The sequence below is a fragment of the Sphingomonas sp. GW821-FHT10F11 genome (assembly GCF_058809095.1).
The window spans coordinates 113,788-130,425 of the sequence record NZ_JBXASH010000008.1 but is presented as its reverse complement, the minus strand read 5'-3'; the positions used below and the strand labels follow the sequence as shown (position 1 = coordinate 130,425).

Here is a 16,638-nt window from a genome sequence, read left to right as displayed (position 1 = left end):
GGCCCCTTCCCTCTCCCACAAGGGGAGAGGGAGAAGAGGTGTCACTCCGCCGCCAGCAATTCCGGCTCGGGCTTCACCACGCGGCTGTGGTTGCCATCCACCCCCACCGGCACCGACCCCGCGATCGTCGCGCGCCGCAGCAGACGGCGCTGCTTGCCGAAATCGGCGATCGCGCGGTGTTGCGTCGCGCGATTGTCCCAGATCGCCACGTCGCCCGGCGTCCAGCGCCAGCGCACCGTATTCTCGGGCTTGGTGATATGATCCTGCAGCAGCTGGAAGAGCCGCGCAAAATCGTCGCGGTTGATTCCCACGAAGGACTTCACGAAATTGCCCAGCAGCAGCACGCGTTCCTGGGTCTCGGGGTGGATATGCACCACCGGATGCTCGGTCTCGTACACCGTCGAGGCGAACACCTCGCGGTGGCGCCGTATCTGGTCGCTCGATGCCTCGGGCCGGCTCGCGGCATAGTCATAGGCGTTGGTATGGACCGCGCGCAGTCGCTCGACCAGCGCCTTCAGCGGCGCGGGCAGATCGGCATAGGCGGTCGCGCCGTTGGCCCAGAGCGTGTCGCCCCCGGCCGGCGGGATGATCAGTGCGCGCAGGATCGAGGCGGACGGATAGGCCGGCAGGAAGGTGATGTCGGTGTGCCAGGCGGACGCAGCCTCGCCTTCCCTGGAGTTCAGTTCGAGCAGAAAGCGCGATCCTTCCGCCACCGGCACCGTCGGATGCGCCAGCGGCTCGCCCAGCCGCGCGGCGAACGCCTCATGCGATTCGTCGTCCAGATGGGTCTGGCCGCGGAAGAAGATCACCTTGTGCCGCACCAGGGCGGCGCGGATAGCGGCGATCGTGTCGTCGTCCAGGCCGCCGCCGAGGCGGACGCCGCGGATTTCGGCGCCGATCCGGCCGCCCACGGGCACGATGTCGAGCGGGCCGTCGGCATCGGCGACATTGTCGAAATGATGGATCAGGGCAGTCATGGCATGTCTCCTTCAGGCAGTCAGGGTGGCGGTGCGGGCGGGCGGGTCGGCGTCGAGCGCGCGGCGGACCTCGCGGTGCGCCGCCTCGTCGAGCGGGAAGCGCCAGATCAGCGCGGCGGCGATGATGTGGGCGAGCGCCGGGCCGAGCGCGAAGACATATTTCAGCGCCTCGAGCGATCCCGGTGCGCTCGCCCCCCTGGGCTCGAAGCCGAACCAGGCGACCAGCGGCAGCGCGAGCCCGATGCCGAGCGCCGGGCCGAGCTTCGCCGACAGGCTGAATACCGAATAGAACAGTCCGGTGCGGTCGTGCCCGGTGTTCAGCCGGTGCGCATCGGCGACGTCGCCGACCATCGCGCGCAGCATCAGATTGCCCGATCCCTGGGTCAGGCCCTGCGCCACGGTGAGCGCGATCATCAGGCCGAGCATGCCGGGAAAGACGAAGATCAGGCTGAGGTTGATCGCAGCCTGGGCCAGCTCTCCGGCGATGGCGGTCCGGCGCTTGCCCTGGCGATAGCCGATACGCAGCCAGATCGGCCCGGCCAGCACGCCGAAGACGAATTGCAGCAGATACAGGCCACTCGCCCAGGCGGGCAGGCCCATATAATTGACCGCGAAGAACACGATCAGCCCGGCGCGGACGCTCTGGCCCGCGGTCACCGCGACGTCGGACGCGAGCACGCGCAGCAGCAGCCGGTCGCTGAACACCACCCTGGTCGTGTTCCAGAAGCCGACCCGCACCGGCGGCACGATGGGCAGGGGCGGTTCGCGCAAGGCGAGCAGGCTGGCGAACAGGGCCGGGATCAGGGTGGCGACGATGAAGCCGCCGACCACCTGCAGCTTCAGCCCGCCATCGCCGGGGCGGACCTGGTCGAGCAAGGTCGGCAGCACCAGCACGAGCAACAGACCGATCGCGCGGAGCGTCTGCTGATAGGTCACCACGCGGGTGCGCCCGTGATAGTCGCGGTCGATCTCCCCCGCCCAGGCGGAGAAGGGGATCTCGATCATCGTCCAGCCGAGATAGAAGACGAACAGGACGAGCCCGAGATAAAGCGGCCCGACCAAAGCGGGCGGCGGGAAGAACAGCAGCGCCGATCCGATTCCGAACAGCAATCCGCCCGCCGCGATCCATGGCCGCCGCCGGCCGAAGCGGCTGCGCGTGCGGTCGCTCAGCGCCCCGACGATCGGGTCGGACGCGACGTCCCACAGGCGGCCGAGCAGGAAGATGAAGCCGATCGTCGCGAGCGGGATGCCGAAATGCGTCGCGTAGAGCTGCGGCACGAAGATCGCGAGCGGCAGGCCTGCTCCGGCGATCGGCACCGCCATCGACGCGAAACCGATCAGGCGAAGCGCGGCCGGCCGGTCCGCCATGGGCGCTGCCTTCTCCGCGGCTGGCGCCGGAAAGTCATGGAAGGCCAGCGTCGCCATGGTCTCAGATCCTCACGCGGAAGGTGGCGCCGACGGTTCGCGGATCGCCCAGATTGGCGGTGATCACGCCGCTGGCGACGATCGACAGGGTCTGGAAATAATCCTTGTCGAACAGGTTCTTCGCCCAGACCGACAGGTCGTAGCGGCCGTCGTCGAGACGTATGCCGATCCGCGCATTGCCGATCCCGTAGGAGGGGACGAGCGAATAGCGGCTGTCGCTGACCGCGGTGTAGAAGGACGACCGCCAGCTATAATCGGCATGGCCATACAGCTCTGCGCCGCTGCCTAGAGGCTGGCGGACGTCGCCGCCGCCGGTGAAGGCCCATTTGGGGACGCCAGCCAGCGGCCTGCCGGAAAGGTCGGTCGACGCAGAGATGTTGCTCGTCTCGACCGGCGCCGGGCCCTTGGGATAGCTCACATAATAGGCGTCGGTATAGGCGCCCGACAGGTTGAGGCTGATCTTGTCGGTCACCGCCCACACCGCATCCGCCTCGACGCCGCGCGACCGCGCCAGCGGGATGTTGGTGATGTAGTTGCGGAAATTGGTGGTGCTCGGGATCTGCTCGGTGATCGCCGTCTGGTAATTGGCGACATCGGTCCAGAAGGCGGCCGCGTTGAGCGTCAGCGCGCGGTTGAAGAGCTGGCTCTTCACGCCGATCTCGTAATTGTCGACCTTTTCCGGCGCGATGACCGCGCTGATCCCGGCGGGCAGGTTGGACAGGTTGAGTCCGCCCGACTTGTTGCCGCGCGCATAGCTCGCATAGACCAGCACGTCCTGCACCGGCTTCCAGCTCAGGGTGGCGAGGCCCGACAGGCTGTCGTCGCTGGTTTCGGCGGTATAGGAAACCACCGGATTGAGCTGGTTGCGCAGCGCCTGGGCCGCGTTCCGCTGCGCCTGGGTCAGGCCGGCAAGCGAGAGCCCCGCCACCTGCTGCTGGGCGAAGCCGCCGGTCTTTTTCTCATGGGTGAAGCGCAGGCCGGTGGTCAGGCTCAGCGCGTCGGTGATGTGCCATACGGTCTGGCCGAACAGCGCATAGCTGCGCGTGACCGGCGTCGATTGCGATCGCGCCTCGAAACCGTTGACCGCCGCGTTGGCGGCAACCGGGTCTGCCGCATATTGCGCCGGAAACAGCCATTTGGGCGCGGCGGAGCCATAGGCTGAAGTGCCGTAGCCGCGGATGACCTGGTAGAAATAATAGCCGCCGACGACATAGTCGATCCTGTGCGTGCCGTTCGAGGCGAGCCGCACCTCCTGGCTGAACTGGCGCTGGTTGTTCTGCTGGTGGCTCTTCAGATTGACCGGCAGCGCGGTATAGTCGCCGTCATTGGCGGGGAACCAGTTCCATTGCCGCCATGCGGTGACCGAGGTGAGCGTGACCGGCCCGACGTCCCAGTCGGCCTGGTTGGAAATGCCCCAGGTGTCCATGTTCGCCTGGAAATTCGCCTCGGCATCGGTGACTCGGGCGAAGGGCGTGTAGGGCAGGGGCGTATAGCCGGCGCCGTTCACCCGATCGACGAAGTTGTTCGCGATCACGGCGCCATTGTCGTATCTGGTGATGACCCCGGCGATCAGCGGGATGCAGCAATGCTGCTTCTGCTTGCCGTAATCGGCGATGATCCGCGCCGTCAGGTTCGGCGTGGGCGTGATCAGCAATTGCCCGCGCGCGGTGAAATTGTCGAAGTCGTGGACTTTCCTGCCCGTGGTGATGTTGCTGATGAAGCCGTCGCGGTGGGTGTCGCTGATGCTGATCCGCGCCGCGAGCAGATCGTCGATCAGCCCGCCGCTGATCGATCCGCGGACCTGGTGGAAGCCGTAATTGCCGCCGGTCACCTCGCCGAAGCCCTGCAGGTCGAAGGTCGGCGCCTTGCTGGCGATGTTGATCGCGCCGGCGGTGGTGTTCTTGCCGAACAATGTGCCCTGCGGCCCGCGCAGCACTTCGATCCGGTCGAGATCGACCAGCTCGAACTGGCTCTGCCCCAGGCGCCCGTAATAGACCTGGTCGATATAGATGCCGACGCCATTCTCCAGCCCGTCATTGGTGAGGGCGACGTTGGAGCCGAGGCCGCGGATGTTCACATTGGTGTTGCGCGGGTTGAAGCTGAACACCTGCAGGCTGGGCACGCTCTGCTGGATCGTGCCGAGCGTATAGTCGCCCCGGGCGCGCAGGCTCTCCTCGCCGACGACGCTGAGCGCGATCGGCACGTCCTGTGCGCGCTCCGAACGGCGCCGCGCGGTGACCACGACGTCGGCGACCGGCTCGGCGGTGTCCGCGTCGGCGGCTTCGGGGGCGGTCGCATCGTTGCTGGCGAGCTGCCGGCCGTCCAACGCCGTCTGCGCGGTCGCGGGCAGGGCGAGCAGCGCCAATGGCGCGGCGCCGGCGAGCGCGGCGAAACGGAAATTGCGGCCTGACTTCATGATTGGCATACCCTTTTTGATGGTCGATCGTCGAACGGCACAGATCACCGTTCCCGGAATCCATGGATTCCGAGGCTAAAGACGCAGAAAACCGCCGCGCGAAATGCACGTTGTCAGCTATCCACGAAGAATCGGCTCTTCAGAGCCTGTTATCGTTCAAGCAATACCGGGTTGTTATTGAAGGAAGAGGCCACGCATCATCACGAATTCCTCGCCGGGTTTGAACAGAGTTCGGCCGGCTACCTGCTCACCGGTATCGAACGACTCTATTCCTATCGATTCGATAGGATATGGGAAGGCAAGTTCGACTTGTCGGTTGGAAAGCGCGACTAACGGCGAGGTGGGACAGCCGGCCCCGCGGCACCCCTAAACCTAAGTCTGACGTGTCGCGACAGCGGCCTGACCCCATTTCCGCGCGATGGGCAGCAGCGCATCAGATGACGGGTTTGTCATGTTCCATCCATCACCGCGTCAGATGGACGGGCATAGGGGCGGGCGATGAAGACGATCCTCTCCGACCGCTCGATACGCCGCGATTCCTCGCCCAGGGCGCTCCGCTGGATCGGCGGCATCGCGCTGGTCATCGCTGCGGCGCTGCTGGCCGTGGCGGGGGTGGCCGGCTTCTTCGATCGCGATCCGATCCGCCTGTTCGGCGATTTCGGGCGTGGGCGGGTGCCGGTCGTCGCCCTGTTCTTCTCGGGCGACATGGGCCTTCGTTTCGGCATGGGGCCGCACGTCACCCACGCGCTGGCGGCGCGGGGTATCCCGGTGATGGGGGTGAATTCCCCGACGATCTTCGGCCGGCATCGCGACCGGGCCGAGGTCGAGGGCCTGGTCGCCGACGCCGTGCGCGGGGCGCTCGCGCGGGCGCATGCCGACCGGGTCGTGCTGATCGGCCAGTCCTTCGGATCGGACGTGCTCGGCACCGGCGCCGCGCGCCTGCCGGCCGACCTGCGGTCGAAGGTTGCGGCGATCATACTGGTGGTGCCGGGCCAGACCGTGTTCTTCCGGGCCGATCCCACCAGCCTCGCCTATCGCGGCACGCCCGACGCCCGGGCGCTCGATGCGGCGCGGACCCTATCCTGGGCGCCGCTGACCTGCATCTATGGCGCGCGCGAGACCGACAGCCTATGCCCGTTGCTCGCCGCGCCTGTGAAGCGGATCGCGCTGCCCGGCGGGCATTTTCTCGGCAATGACGCGAACCGGCTGATCGCGACGATCGTCGCCGCGCTGCATCCCGTGCTGCCGGGGATGCCCGCATGATCGCCGCGCTCCTCCTGATGCTGGCCGGCGCCCCTGCCGGCGGGGGCGGCATGACCGCGACGCGCGATCTGCCGATTGGCCTGTGGCAGAATCCGAAGGGCACGCTCCGCGTCCGCACCGCGCCCTGCGGCGATGCCTTGTGCGGCGCGATCGCCGCCGCGACATCGACGGCCGAGGCCGATGCGCGCGATGCCGGGATCGACAATCTGATCGGCATCCAGCTGCTCAAGGATTATCGCAGGATCGGGCCCGATCGCTGGGCCGGCACCGTCTATGTGCCCGACATGGGGCACAGCTTCTCCTCGCGGATCGAGCGGCTTTCGCCCGATACGCTGAAGATCTCCGGCTGCCTGATCGGAGGGTTTCTGTGCAAGTCGCAGATCTGGAAACGCGTCTGAGCCACGCCTCGACGCGGTCGGGCGCGGCCTGGGTGCTGCGGCACCGCCGCTGGCTGGTCGCGCTGGCGGTGCTCGGCGTCGCCCTGCTCGGGTTCGCCGCGCTCCATTCGCTGCTTGCCGAGGTCCGGCTGAAGGACGTGCGCGCCGCGCTGCACGACATCCCGGACGGGCGGATCGCGCTGGCGCTGGTCCTGACCATCGGCAGCTATCTCTGCCTGACACTGTATGACGTGCTGGCGCTCCGGGCGATCGGCCGGCCCTTGCCGTGGCGGACTGCGGCGCTGGCGTCGTTCACCAGCTATACGGTCAGCCACAATCTCGGCCTGTCGCTGCTGACCGGCGGATCGGCGCGCTACCGCGTCTATGCCAATGCCGGGCTTGAGCTGGGCGATGTGGCGCGGGTGACCCTGCTTGCCTCGGCCAGTTTCTGGGGCGGTGTCGTTCTGGTCGGCGCGGGGGCATTGCTGGTCGCGGGCGCGCCGGTCGATCTCGGCATCGTCACCATCGCGCCGTTCGCCGGGCATCTCGCGGGCATGGCGCTGCTGGCGGGGATCGCCCTGCTCTTCGTGGCGCGCGCGTCGGGCCGCGCAAGCATCGGCCGGGGCGATTTCGCGCTGCCGGTCCCGCCTGCTCCCACCATGGCGGCACAGATCGGCGCGGCGGCGATCGACCTGATGCTCGCGGCGGCGACGCTCTATGTGCTGATCCCCGCATCCTCGGCGCCGCCGTTCGACCTGTTCCTGCTTGCCTATTCTGTCGGGCTGGTGGCGGTGCTGGTCACTCATGTGCCGGGCGGCATCGGCGTGTTCGAGGCGGTGATGCTGGCGACCGTTCCCGGCGACCGGCCGGGGCTGTTCGCGGCGCTGCTGCTGTACCGTGTCGTCTATTATCTCCTGCCGCTCGCCGCTGCCGCCGGGTTGCTCGGCGTGCTCGAAGGACGGCGGCTGCGCCGGCCGATCGCGGTCGGCGTGTCGATGGTCGAGCAGGCCAGCCGCGCGCTGGCGCCGCCGTTGCTCGCCGCTCTCGTCTTCACGGGCGGACTTGTGCTGCTCGTGTCGGGCGCCTTGCCCGCGGTGCATGACCGCATCTTCTGGCTGGCCGATGTCCTGCCTTTGCCCTTTATCGAGGCATCGCATTTCTCGGCGAGCCTCGCCGGCACCGCGCTGATCCTGGTCTCGCCGGCGATCAACGCGCGGCTGCGCAGCGGCTTCATCGCCGCGCGGCTGTTGCTGGTCGGCGGCGCGGTCTTCTCGATCCTGAAGGGCGTGGATTATGAGGAAGCGGCGATCCTGACGGTGATCGCCGGCATACTGCAATATTGCCGCCCGGCCTTCTACCGCCGCGCCGGCGTGTTCGACGCGCCGTTCCAGCGGCTGTGGCTCGCCGCGGCGCTGGTCGCCGTCGCGCTGAGTCTCTGGGCCGGCTTCTTCGCCTACAAGCATGTGCCCTATTCGACCGATCTGTGGTGGGAGTTCGCCTGGCGGGGCAATGCGCCGCGCTTCCTGCGTGCCAGCGTCGGCGCGATGGTCATCCTCGTCGCGGTCGCGGCGTGGCGGCTGCTCGCCGCGCCGGTGCGGGCCCATGGCGAAAGCGTGCTGCCGCGCGCGGTGGCAGACCGTGCGCTGGCTGTGGCGCCGCGGGCGGATTCGGCGCTGGCTTTCACCGGCGACAAGCATTTCATCGTCTCGGCCTCGGCCGACGCGTTCCTGATGTACCGCGTGCAGGGCCGCACCTGGATCGTGATGGGCGATCCCGTCGGCCCGGCCGCTGCCTGGTCCGAGCTGGTCTGGCGGATCCGCGCCGAATGCGACGCGGCGCATGGGCGGCTCTGCTTCTACCAGGCGAGCACCGAGATGCTGCCCTTGCTGGTCGAACTCGGCCTGCAGGTGATGAAATATGGCGAGGAGGCGCATGTCCCGCTCGACCATTTCACGCTGGACGGCCCGGCGGCCAGGTCGCTGCGCCATTCGGTACGCCGCGCCGATGCCGCCGGCCTGCGCTTCGAGATCCTGCCCGCCGCCGATGTCGCCGCCTATGGCCCGGCGCTGAAGACCGTGTCCGACGCCTGGCTGCGCGGCAAGGCGGGCGGCGAGAAACGCTTCAGCATCGGCCGCTTCGACCCCGATTACATGACCCGTTTCGATTGCGCGGTGCTGTGGCAGGATGGCCGGATCGTCGCCTTCGCCAATATCTGGGCGACGCGGAACCGGTGCGAACTCTCGGTCGACCTGATGCGGCATCTGCCCGACACGCCCTATGGCACGATGGATTTCCTGCTCGTCCGGCTGATGCAATGGGGCGCGGCGCAGGGCTATCGCCGCTTCAACCTGGGCATGGCGCCGCTGTCGGGGCTGGGCGGCGGGCGGCTCGCGCCGGGCTGGTCGCGGATCGGCCATGCGATCTACGGCCATGCCGAGGCGCTGTACGGCTTTGCCGGCTTGCGCTCGTTCAAGGCGAAATTCCACCCCGACTGGCAGCCGCGCTATGTCGCGAGCCCGCCCGGCCTGCCCGCCGCGCGCGCGATGATCGACCTGATCGGGCTGATCGGCGGCTGAACGGGGATCGTTTCGGGGCGGACGCCCTTGCCACCGGCGGCAATAGCGCCCACATGGGGGTGGCTGGCACTCTCCCTTGGGGAGCGCCAAATCGCAAATCGGCAGCGCTGGCTTCCCGCTTGTGAAAGCGACGATCTCGTCGCGACCCAGCGACGAATCGGCTCTTTCGCATGACCTTCAGACCGCTCCACGACCGAGTTCTCGTCCGCCGTATCGAGGCAGCCGAGAAGACCGCAGGCGGCATCATCATCCCCGAGACCGCCAAGGAAAAGCCGCAGGAAGGCGAGATCGTCTCCGTCGGCACCGGCATCCGCGCCGAGGACGGCACGATCACGCCGCTCGACGTCAAGGCCGGCGACAAGATCCTGTTCGGCAAATGGTCGGGCACCGAGGTCAAGATCGACGGCGAGGACCTGCTGATCATGAAAGAGTCGGACGTTCTGGGCATTGTTGGCGAAGCCAACGGGCTGGGCGTCGTCGGCTGATCCCTTGTGTCCCCGCACAGGTGGGGGCCCAGACCTGAACAAAGAATCTGGACCCCCGCCTTCGCGAGGGAACAAGAAGGAACAAGACCATGGCAGCCAAAGACGTCAAATTCTCGCGCGACGCCCGCGAATCGATCATGCGCGGCGTGGATATCCTCGCCGATACGGTGAAGGTCACGCTTGGGCCGAAGGGCCGCAACGTCGTGCTCGACAAGGGCTATGGCGCACCCCGCATCACCAAGGACGGCGTCAGCGTCGCCAAGGAGATCGAGCTCAAGGACAAGTTCGAGAATATGGGCGCGCAGATGCTGCGCGCGGTCGCGTCCAAGACGCACGACCATGCCGGTGACGGCACCACCACCGCGACCGTGCTCGCCCAGGCGATCGTCCGCGAGGGCATGAAGTCGGTCTCGGCCGGCGTCAGCCCGATGGACCTGAAGCGCGGCATCGATATCGCCGTGCTGCGCGTGGTCGAGGATCTTGCGGCACGCTCCAAGCCCGTCGCCAATAACGAGGAGATCGCCCAGGTCGGCATCATCTCCGCCAATGGCGACGAGGAGATCGGCCGCCGCATCGCGGAAGCGATGGACAAGGTCGGCAAGGAAGGCGTCATCTCGGTCGAGGACGCGCAGGGCGTCGATTTCGAGCTCGAGGTCGTCGACGGCATGCAGTTCGACCGCGGCTATCTGTCGCCCTATTTCATCACCAACCCGGAAAAAATGTCGATCGAGCTGATCGATCCGTACATCCTGATCCACGAGAAGAAGCTGTCGAGCCTCCAGGCGCTGCTGCCGATCCTCGAGGCGGTGATCCAGACCAGCCGTCCGCTGCTCATCATCGCGGAAGACATCGAGGGCGAGGCGCTCGCCACGCTCGTCGTGAACAAGCTGCGCGGCGGCCTCAAGGTCGCGGCGGTCAAGGCGCCCGGCTTCGGCGATCGCCGCAAGGCGATGCTCGAGGACGTGGCGATCCTCACCAAGGCGCAGACCGTGTCGGAGGATCTCGGCATCAAGCTGGAGAGCGTGACGCTCGACATGCTCGGCACCGCCAAGCGCGTGACGATCGACAAGGACAACACCACCATTGTCGACGGCGCCGGCGCGCCCGAGGCCATTGCCGCCCGGGTCGAGGCAATCAAGCAGCAGATCGAGAACACCGACAGCGAATATGACCAGGAGAAGCTCCAGGAGCGCCTGGCCAAGCTCGCCGGCGGCGTCGCGATCATCAAGGTCGGCGCGTCGACCGAAGTCGAGCTGCGCGAGCGCAAGGACCGGGTCGACGACGCGCTCAGCGCGACCCGCGCGGCGGTCGAGGAAGGCATCGTTCCCGGCGGCGGCACCGCGCTGCTCTATGCATCGCGGGCGCTCGATAATCTCAAGGGCGCGAACGACGACCAGACCCGCGGCATCGATATCGTCCGTGTCGCGCTCCAGGCGCCGCTCCGCCAGATCGCCGAGAATGCCGGCCATGACGGCGGTGTCGTCGCCGGCAAGCTGATCGACGGCAACGACCAGAATATGGGCTTCAACGCCCAGACCGAGCGCTATGAGAATCTCGTCCAGTCGGGCGTGATCGATCCCACCAAGGTCGTGCGCTCCGCCCTGCAGGACGCGGCGTCGGTCGCCGGCCTGCTGCTCACCACCGAAGCGGCGATCGCCGACGCCGCCACTGACCCGGCCTGACCGGCCCCGCGCTTTCCTGAGGAGCTTCTATGTCAAGAATCCCCGTTCGCCCTTTCCTCGTCGCCAAGGACGAGGACGGCGTGTTCCGCGTCACCGTGCGGACCACGCGCTATAATTCGCAGGGCTATCCACTCGTGTCGGCCGAGCTGCTCGAGGACACGTTCCGCACCCAGACCGCCGCGCGCGCCTTTGTGCGCGAGACCTACAAGGCCGAGACCGGCGACATCGCCAGCAAATAAGCCGTGATCGGCCGCCCGAGGGCGGCCGCCGGCCTCAGCGTTTTTCGAAGCGATCCGCCGGCGGGAGAGTTGCGCCCAGCCGGTCGAGTTCCGCCTTCGCTGCCGTGTCGTCGCGCAGGGTCCAACGCCAGAACAGGGTCGTCGCCCGGGCCACCACCTCGCGCACATGCGCCACCGGCGCGCTGCCGGGCAGCGGGATATTGTCCTGCCCGCTGAACATGCGGTGGTTCGCGCCGTCCATCACCAGCAGATACTTGCCGCCCGGCGCCATGGCGCGGAACGGCCGCTCGCGATCCTTCGGCGTGACCTTGGTGAGCCAGGCGACCTCGTCCCTGGTGCCGGTGATCGAGAAGAAGGGCATGGCGATGCCGCCGAAGGCCGCTGGGTCGGTCGAGGCGATGGCCGGTTGCGGGCTGAACGCGATGGCCGCCTTGATCCGCGGATCGCCGAGCTTCAGTCCAGCGAACGGATAATGCTGACCGGCGATCGTCAGCGTGGTCTGCGCGCCGAAGCTGTGGCCGGACATGCCGATCCGCGTCCGGTCGATCCGGCTCAGGTCGCATCCGCCCTCGCGGGCTCGCTTCGCCAGTTCGTCGATCACGAACCGCACATCCTCCGCACGCGCCTTGACCTGCTCGATCGACATGGCGGCACGGATTCTGCCTGTACCGATGATGCCGCTGTCGCTGCCCGCATGCTGGAGATGGATCACCGCATCGCCGTCACGCGCCCAGGCTTCGCCCCAGAGCGTTCCGGCGTCGAGCGAGCCGCCAAGGCCATGGCTGAACAGGATGACGGGCACCTTGCCGGAGCCGGCGGGCATGCGGATGCGCACCGGCACGATGCGGTTGCGCGCGGCATCGCGCCACAGCGCTTCGCAGACCATGCCGCTGGACTGCGTCAGCGGGGCGGCTGCGATCGAGGTCGCCGCGATGGCTGCGAGGAACAGGGTCTTCATCATTTCTCCACGGCACCCGGCGGTGCGAACAGGGCCCGGCCGAGCCCACGCAGGCTGCGCGCGCGCCGGGCATCGGCCAGCATCGCGCCCCATTCGCGAAAGGCGATCCGGATCGGATTGGCGGTCGGCGCGCGGTGGGCGAGGCCGTAGCGGATCGGCTCGTCCGGCCGCTCGCTCGCCAGGGTGCCGAACATCCGGTCGAAGATGATCAGCACGCCGCCATAATTCCGGTCGATATACGCATCATTGGAGGCATGGTGCAGCCGGTGGTGCGCTGGCGTGTTGAAGATCCATTCGATCGGCCCGAGCTTTCCCACTGCCTCGGTATGCAGGAAGAACTGGTAACGCAGGTCGAACGCCAGCAGCGCGACCACCACCAGAGGCGGGAAGCCGAGCAGGATCAGCGGCACGTAGAATGCCCAGCCCGCCGAGAAGAGATTGGTCCAGCCGAGCCGGAGCGAGGCGAGCAAGGTCATCTGTTCGGCCGAATGATGCACCGAGTGCGATGCCCAGAGCCAGCGCACCCGGTGGCTGGCGCGGTGGAACCAGTAATAGGCGAACTCCACCGCGACGAAACCCGCCGCCCAGGTCCGCCAGTCGCCGATCGGCCAGTGCACCGGCGCGATCCGGCTCGCCAGGCCGAATACCGCGCTGATGGCCAGGGCGTTGAGCGCGGCAAAGGGGATGTTGCCCGCCGCCAGGCCGAGGGTGGTCAGCGCGGCGCGGCCGTCATAGCCATGGCCCCGCGTGAGGCGCCACCCGGCCTCGGCGAGGACGAGCGCCAGCATCGCCGCCAGCCAGGCCGGGGAGCGCTCGATCGCCATCAGCCTTTCCGCTGCGCCTTCAGCGTCTCCAGACGCTGTTTCGCCGCCGCCAGTTCGGTCTGGTCGATCTTGCCGTCGCCATTGGCATCGGCGCGGTCGAACAGGATCGGCGGCGTGTTGGTGAATTCCTCGCGGCTCACCCGGCCGTCATTATTCTTGTCCATCTGCTCGATCAGCGCGTCGAGCCGCTCGCCGGCCTTGGCGCGGAACTTGAGCAGCCGGCCGAAATCGTCGCGCGATACCGCGCCGTCGCCGTTGCGGTCGAGCTTGGCGAAGCGGGCGCTGCGCGCGGTCAGGAATTCGGCGCGGGTGATCACGCCGTCGCCATTGGCATCGGCATTGGCGAACGGGTCCATCGCGTCGCCGCCGCCGAACATCTGCGCGCCGGCGGGCGCGGTGAGTGCGGCGGCGATCAGGGCGGCAAGCAGGAAAGTCTTGGTCATCTCGGGTCCTTCAGGGAAAGGGCGGCCGCGCCGGAGGGGGCGGCGCGGCCGCCGGGGCGTCAGGGGCGGGGGACGGTGCCGCTGACGGTTCGGGTGTTGCCGTTGAGGCGAGTCACGGTGCTGCTGTAGCTCGCCGTGCCGTCGCCATTGTTGGTCGCGGTGGTCGAGCGGCCGGCGGTGCGGCCGTCGCCGGTCGTGGTGGTGCGGCCGCCGCTATAGCTGCCATTGCCCCAGCTCGCATCGCGCGTGGTGTCGTAGCCGCGGCCGTTATTGGCGTGGAGGCTGCGGTCGCTCGAATAATGGCCGGGGCCATAGTCCCGGCTGCGCGACGCCTGGTAGCCGCGGCCATTGTTCGTCTGCAGGCTGCGATCGACCGAGGCCGCGCCGCGCTGGCGGCTGACCGATCGGCTCTGGACCAGGCCGCGGCCATGCGCGCCCTGGATGCTGACGACATGCCCGCGCTGGCGGGCCTCGGCGGGGGTCGCCGAGGCCGCGCCCAGGGCGGCGGCGAGGGCGGCGAAACCCAGCATATGCTTGTACATGATCGACTCCTTTGCACTGGCGGCGATCCGGCCGCCGCGCACCGGCATCTGCAGCCTTAGCGTAAGCCGTTGACGTCGATCAGGTGTCACTTGGTTACAGAGTGTAACAGCGCGGCCGCCACCTCTTTCGCGCAAGGGCCGGGCAGGGCAATCTGGCGGTCATGGAGAATAGCTGCATCGCCGTGGTCGAGGACGACCGCGAGATTCGGTCGATGGTGGTCGACCTGCTCGCGCGCGAAGGCTTCCGTGCGATCGGCTGCCGCACCGCCGCCGAGTTCGACCAGTTGCACGAACGCCAGCGCGTCGATCTCGCGGTGCTCGACGTGATGCTGCCGGGCGAGGATGGCTTTTCGCTGTGTCGCCGGTTGCGCGCGGCGGGCGACGTCTCGATCCTGATGGTCACGGCGCGCGGCGACGATATCGACCGGATCGTCGGGCTCGAGATCGGCGCCGACGATTATCTGCCCAAACCGTTCAACCCGCGCGAACTGGTCGCGCGCGTCCGCGCCGTGCTGCGCCGGACGCGCGAGCAGCACCGCGTCACCGCCGCGCTTCCGGTCGAGCGTTATCGCTTCGCCGGCTGGGCGATCGATGTCGGCGCGCGGCGCGTGACCTGTCCGGAGGGCGATGAGGTCGATCTGACCGCGGGTGAGTTCGACCTGCTGCTGTGCTTCGTCACCCACCCGCAGCGCGTGCTCAACCGCGACCAGCTGCTCGACTGGACCCGGGGCCGCAACGCGGCCGCGTTCGACCGGGCGGTCGATGTCCAGCTCAGCCGGTTGCGCCGCAAGCTCGCCGACCGGCCGGGCGGCGCTGCGCTGATCAAGACGGTGCGTGGCGGCGGCTATCTGTTCACCGTCGGTGTCGAACGGACATGACGATCGCGTCGAACCTGTCGCTCCGCATCACCGCGATCCTGCTCGCCGGCTTCGTCGCGCTGCAATTGCTGATCGTCGCGGCGACCAGCCTGCCGACGCGCGGCGACGATCGGCGGCCCTATAATCTCCCGCTCCCGACCCAGGCGCGCGCGATGGCCGATGCGCTCGATCGCGCGCCGGCTGGCCAGCGCCCGGCATTGCTCGATGCCTTTAACGGCGGCCTCTACACCGTGGCGCTCGCCCCCGGCCTGCCTGCTGCCGCCGCCACGCCCACGCCCGACCTGGAACTGCTGTCGCTTTATTATGCTCGCGCGCTCCCCGGGCGGGACATCGCGGTGAACGGCAGGCGGCCCCGGCTCGGCCGGCTGATCGGAGCGCATCCGCGCCCCGCGCGCTTCTTCGCGCCCGTCACCGTGGCGATCGGCTTGCGCGACGGTGGTGCCGTCGTGCTGACCAGCCAGCCCTCGCCCTCGATGCGCCGCTATTTCCGCTCGCGCTCCTGGCTCGGCGTGATCGGCGGGTTGATCGTGCTGGCCGCGCTGGCGCTCGCGGTGCGCCAGACGACCCGGCCGCTGGTCCGGTTGTCGCGCGAGGTGCGGCGCTTCGGCACCAGCCTCGATGCGCCCGACCTGCCCGTCGCCGGCCCGCGCGAAGTGCGCGAGCTGTCGTCGTCGTTCAACGAGATGAAGGGACGCATCCGCGACCTGATGGCGGAGCGCACCCGCATGCTCGCTGCCATCGCACACGACATGCGCACCTATCTGACGCGGCTGCGCCTGCGCGCCGAGTTCATCGAGGATCCGCGCCACCGCGACGGCGCGGTACGCGATCTGGACGAGATGGCCGCGCTGCTCGACGACACCCTGTTCCTCGCCCAGGGCGAGGCCGATCGTACGCCCGCGGTCGAGCTCGATCTGGCGGCGGCGGCGGAGGCGCTGGTGGCGGTGCGGCGGGAGCTTGGCGATGCGGTCACGCTCGACGCCGCTGGCCCGCTCCCGGTTCGCGCGACGCCGCAGTCGATCAGGCGCATCCTCGGTAATCTGATCGACAATGGCCTGCGTTACGGCACCGCCGTAGCGGTGCGCCTCGTGCCCGCCGGGGACCGTAGCGACCTGATCGTCGAGGATGACGGCCCCGGCGTTCCGCCCGAGGTGCTGGCGCGGCTGGGCGAACCGTTCAACCGCCTCGACGCCTCGCGCAATCGCGAGACCGGGGGTGCCGGGCTCGGGCTGGCGATCGTCCGCGCGCTGGCTGGCCGCGACGGAGCCGAGGTGATCTTCGCCAACCGCGCGGAGGGCGGGTTGCGCGTGACGGTGTGTTACCCGGTAGCCTAGACCAGCGCCTGCATCCGCTCGGGCGCACCCGGCATCCATTTCTGCAGGATCGTGCAGGGCGGGCGCCGGTCTTCCTTGGCACGCGGCACCGCGGGCGCCGGGCGGCGCGCGTCCGCCTGCGCCGAGGCGAGTCGCGTCATCGGATAGGTGCACGGCTTGGCCAGCGCCGGCTGCGCCGCGCAGGTGGCGATCAGGGCAAAGGCGAGAGCGTATCGCATG

The 16,638-nt window shown here is 68.4% G+C and carries 16 protein-coding genes; 8 read left to right on the top strand and 8 right to left on the bottom strand.

Features of this window, described 5'->3' with window-relative positions; genetic code table 11:
• Nucleotides 1-41: 41 nt before the first annotated feature.
• The 3 genes from AC1RT8_RS20415 to AC1RT8_RS20405 are packed head-to-tail and all read right to left on the bottom strand — an operon-like array spanning nucleotide 42 to nucleotide 4,818.
• Nucleotides 42-977, bottom strand: coding sequence for a TauD/TfdA dioxygenase family protein (locus AC1RT8_RS20415; RefSeq protein ID WP_493077869.1), 936 nt, complete (start codon nucleotides 975-977; stop codon nucleotides 42-44).
• Between the two features lie 12 nt (nucleotides 978-989).
• The gene (locus tag AC1RT8_RS20410; protein WP_493077868.1) at nucleotides 990-2,402 is read right to left on the bottom strand and encodes an MFS transporter; all 1,413 of its coding nucleotides are present in this window, start codon (nucleotides 2,400-2,402) and stop codon (nucleotides 990-992) included.
• A gap of 4 nt (nucleotides 2,403-2,406) precedes the next feature.
• Entirely contained in the window at nucleotides 2,407-4,818 is a 2,412-nt protein-coding gene (locus AC1RT8_RS20405) for a TonB-dependent receptor (RefSeq protein WP_493077867.1), read from the bottom strand.
• 498 nt (nucleotides 4,819-5,316) lie between these two features.
• Between AC1RT8_RS20405 and AC1RT8_RS20400 the strand changes: the two genes are divergently transcribed.
• The 6 genes from AC1RT8_RS20400 to AC1RT8_RS20375 all read left to right on the top strand — a co-directional run bounded on the left by AC1RT8_RS20400 (nucleotide 5,317) and on the right by AC1RT8_RS20375 (nucleotide 11,440).
• On the top strand, nucleotides 5,317-6,081 hold the full coding sequence (locus AC1RT8_RS20400; RefSeq protein WP_493077866.1) for an AcvB/VirJ family lysyl-phosphatidylglycerol hydrolase: 765 nt from the start codon (nucleotides 5,317-5,319) through the stop codon (nucleotides 6,079-6,081).
• Complete coding sequence (locus AC1RT8_RS20395) at nucleotides 6,078-6,479, top strand: DUF2147 domain-containing protein (protein ID WP_493077865.1); 402 nt, start codon at nucleotides 6,078-6,080, stop codon at nucleotides 6,477-6,479. Before AC1RT8_RS20400 ends, AC1RT8_RS20395 begins: the two co-directional genes overlap by 4 nt.
• Nucleotides 6,449-9,034 (top strand): bifunctional lysylphosphatidylglycerol flippase/synthetase MprF, encoded by a 2,586-nt coding sequence (gene mprF, locus AC1RT8_RS20390; protein ID WP_493077864.1) that lies wholly within the window; start codon nucleotides 6,449-6,451, stop codon nucleotides 9,032-9,034. Before AC1RT8_RS20395 ends, mprF begins: the two co-directional genes overlap by 31 nt.
• 170 nt (nucleotides 9,035-9,204) lie before the next feature.
• Nucleotides 9,205-9,519, top strand: a complete 315-nt coding sequence (gene groES, locus AC1RT8_RS20385) for a co-chaperone GroES (protein ID WP_493077863.1) — start codon at nucleotides 9,205-9,207, stop codon at nucleotides 9,517-9,519.
• Nucleotides 9,520-9,608: 89 nt separating this feature from the next.
• The gene (gene groL / locus AC1RT8_RS20380; RefSeq protein ID WP_493077862.1) at nucleotides 9,609-11,201 is read left to right on the top strand and encodes a chaperonin GroEL; all 1,593 of its coding nucleotides are present in this window, start codon (nucleotides 9,609-9,611) and stop codon (nucleotides 11,199-11,201) included.
• A gap of 29 nt (nucleotides 11,202-11,230) precedes the next feature.
• Nucleotides 11,231-11,440, top strand: coding sequence for a hypothetical protein (locus AC1RT8_RS20375; protein ID WP_465170704.1), 210 nt, complete (start codon nucleotides 11,231-11,233; stop codon nucleotides 11,438-11,440).
• 34 nt (nucleotides 11,441-11,474) lie between these two features.
• On the opposite strand, the gene AC1RT8_RS20370 is transcribed toward AC1RT8_RS20375, so the two are convergent.
• From AC1RT8_RS20370 to AC1RT8_RS20355, 4 genes are read right to left on the bottom strand one after another with little or no spacing between them, the layout of a single operon-like run.
• The gene (locus AC1RT8_RS20370) at nucleotides 11,475-12,398 is read right to left on the bottom strand and encodes an alpha/beta hydrolase family protein (RefSeq protein WP_493077861.1); all 924 of its coding nucleotides are present in this window, start codon (nucleotides 12,396-12,398) and stop codon (nucleotides 11,475-11,477) included.
• Nucleotides 12,398-13,222, bottom strand: a complete 825-nt coding sequence (locus AC1RT8_RS20365; protein ID WP_493077860.1) for a sterol desaturase family protein — start codon at nucleotides 13,220-13,222, stop codon at nucleotides 12,398-12,400. Before AC1RT8_RS20365 ends, AC1RT8_RS20370 begins: the two co-directional genes overlap by 1 nt.
• Nucleotides 13,222-13,665, bottom strand: a complete 444-nt coding sequence (locus AC1RT8_RS20360) for an EF-hand domain-containing protein (protein WP_493077859.1) — start codon at nucleotides 13,663-13,665, stop codon at nucleotides 13,222-13,224. Before AC1RT8_RS20360 ends, AC1RT8_RS20365 begins: the two co-directional genes overlap by 1 nt.
• A 59-nt stretch (nucleotides 13,666-13,724) precedes the next feature.
• Nucleotides 13,725-14,207, bottom strand: coding sequence for a hypothetical protein (locus tag AC1RT8_RS20355; protein ID WP_493077858.1), 483 nt, complete (start codon nucleotides 14,205-14,207; stop codon nucleotides 13,725-13,727).
• A 161-nt stretch (nucleotides 14,208-14,368) separates the two neighbouring features.
• Here AC1RT8_RS20355 and AC1RT8_RS20350 point away from each other — a divergent pair, with 161 nt between their 5' ends.
• Nucleotides 14,369-15,085, top strand: coding sequence for a response regulator (locus AC1RT8_RS20350; RefSeq protein ID WP_493077856.1), 717 nt, complete (start codon nucleotides 14,369-14,371; stop codon nucleotides 15,083-15,085).
• Entirely contained in the window at nucleotides 15,082-16,419 is a 1,338-nt protein-coding gene (locus AC1RT8_RS20345; protein ID WP_493077855.1) for an ATP-binding protein, read from the top strand. Before AC1RT8_RS20350 ends, AC1RT8_RS20345 begins: the two co-directional genes overlap by 4 nt.
• Here AC1RT8_RS20345 and AC1RT8_RS20340 read toward each other — a convergent pair.
• Complete coding sequence (locus AC1RT8_RS20340; RefSeq protein WP_493077854.1) at nucleotides 16,416-16,637, bottom strand: hypothetical protein; 222 nt, start codon at nucleotides 16,635-16,637, stop codon at nucleotides 16,416-16,418. The two genes, AC1RT8_RS20345 and AC1RT8_RS20340, sit on opposite strands and share 4 nt — an antisense overlap.
• Nucleotide 16,638: the final 1 nt, after the last annotated feature.

Excerpts from the sequence above, each read along its gene's own strand:
- AC1RT8_RS20350 (WP_493077856.1), top strand. The coding sequence starts at position 14,369 with ATGGAGAATAGCTGCATCGCCGTGGTCGAGGACGACCGCGAGATTCGG.
- groL (WP_493077862.1), top strand. The coding sequence starts at position 9,609 with ATGGCAGCCAAAGACGTCAAATTCTCGCGCGACGCCCGCGAATCGATC.
- AC1RT8_RS20370 (WP_493077861.1), bottom strand. The coding sequence starts at position 12,398 with ATGAAGACCCTGTTCCTCGCAGCCATCGCGGCGACCTCGATCGCAGCC.
- AC1RT8_RS20360 (WP_493077859.1), bottom strand. The coding sequence starts at position 13,665 with ATGACCAAGACTTTCCTGCTTGCCGCCCTGATCGCCGCCGCACTCACC.
- AC1RT8_RS20345 (WP_493077855.1), top strand. The coding sequence starts at position 15,082 with ATGACGATCGCGTCGAACCTGTCGCTCCGCATCACCGCGATCCTGCTC.
- AC1RT8_RS20355 (WP_493077858.1), bottom strand. The coding sequence starts at position 14,207 with ATGTACAAGCATATGCTGGGTTTCGCCGCCCTCGCCGCCGCCCTGGGC.
- AC1RT8_RS20415 (WP_493077869.1), bottom strand. The coding sequence starts at position 977 with ATGACTGCCCTGATCCATCATTTCGACAATGTCGCCGATGCCGACGGC.
- AC1RT8_RS20405 (WP_493077867.1), bottom strand. The coding sequence starts at position 4,818 with ATGAAGTCAGGCCGCAATTTCCGTTTCGCCGCGCTCGCCGGCGCCGCG.
- AC1RT8_RS20340 (WP_493077854.1), bottom strand. The coding sequence starts at position 16,637 with ATGCGATACGCTCTCGCCTTTGCCCTGATCGCCACCTGCGCGGCGCAG.
- AC1RT8_RS20375 (WP_465170704.1), top strand. The coding sequence starts at position 11,231 with ATGTCAAGAATCCCCGTTCGCCCTTTCCTCGTCGCCAAGGACGAGGAC.
- groES (WP_493077863.1), top strand. The coding sequence starts at position 9,205 with ATGACCTTCAGACCGCTCCACGACCGAGTTCTCGTCCGCCGTATCGAG.
- AC1RT8_RS20365 (WP_493077860.1), bottom strand. The coding sequence starts at position 13,222 with ATGGCGATCGAGCGCTCCCCGGCCTGGCTGGCGGCGATGCTGGCGCTC.
- AC1RT8_RS20400 (WP_493077866.1), top strand. The coding sequence starts at position 5,317 with ATGAAGACGATCCTCTCCGACCGCTCGATACGCCGCGATTCCTCGCCC.
- AC1RT8_RS20395 (WP_493077865.1), top strand. The coding sequence starts at position 6,078 with ATGATCGCCGCGCTCCTCCTGATGCTGGCCGGCGCCCCTGCCGGCGGG.
- AC1RT8_RS20410 (WP_493077868.1), bottom strand. The coding sequence starts at position 2,402 with ATGGCGACGCTGGCCTTCCATGACTTTCCGGCGCCAGCCGCGGAGAAG.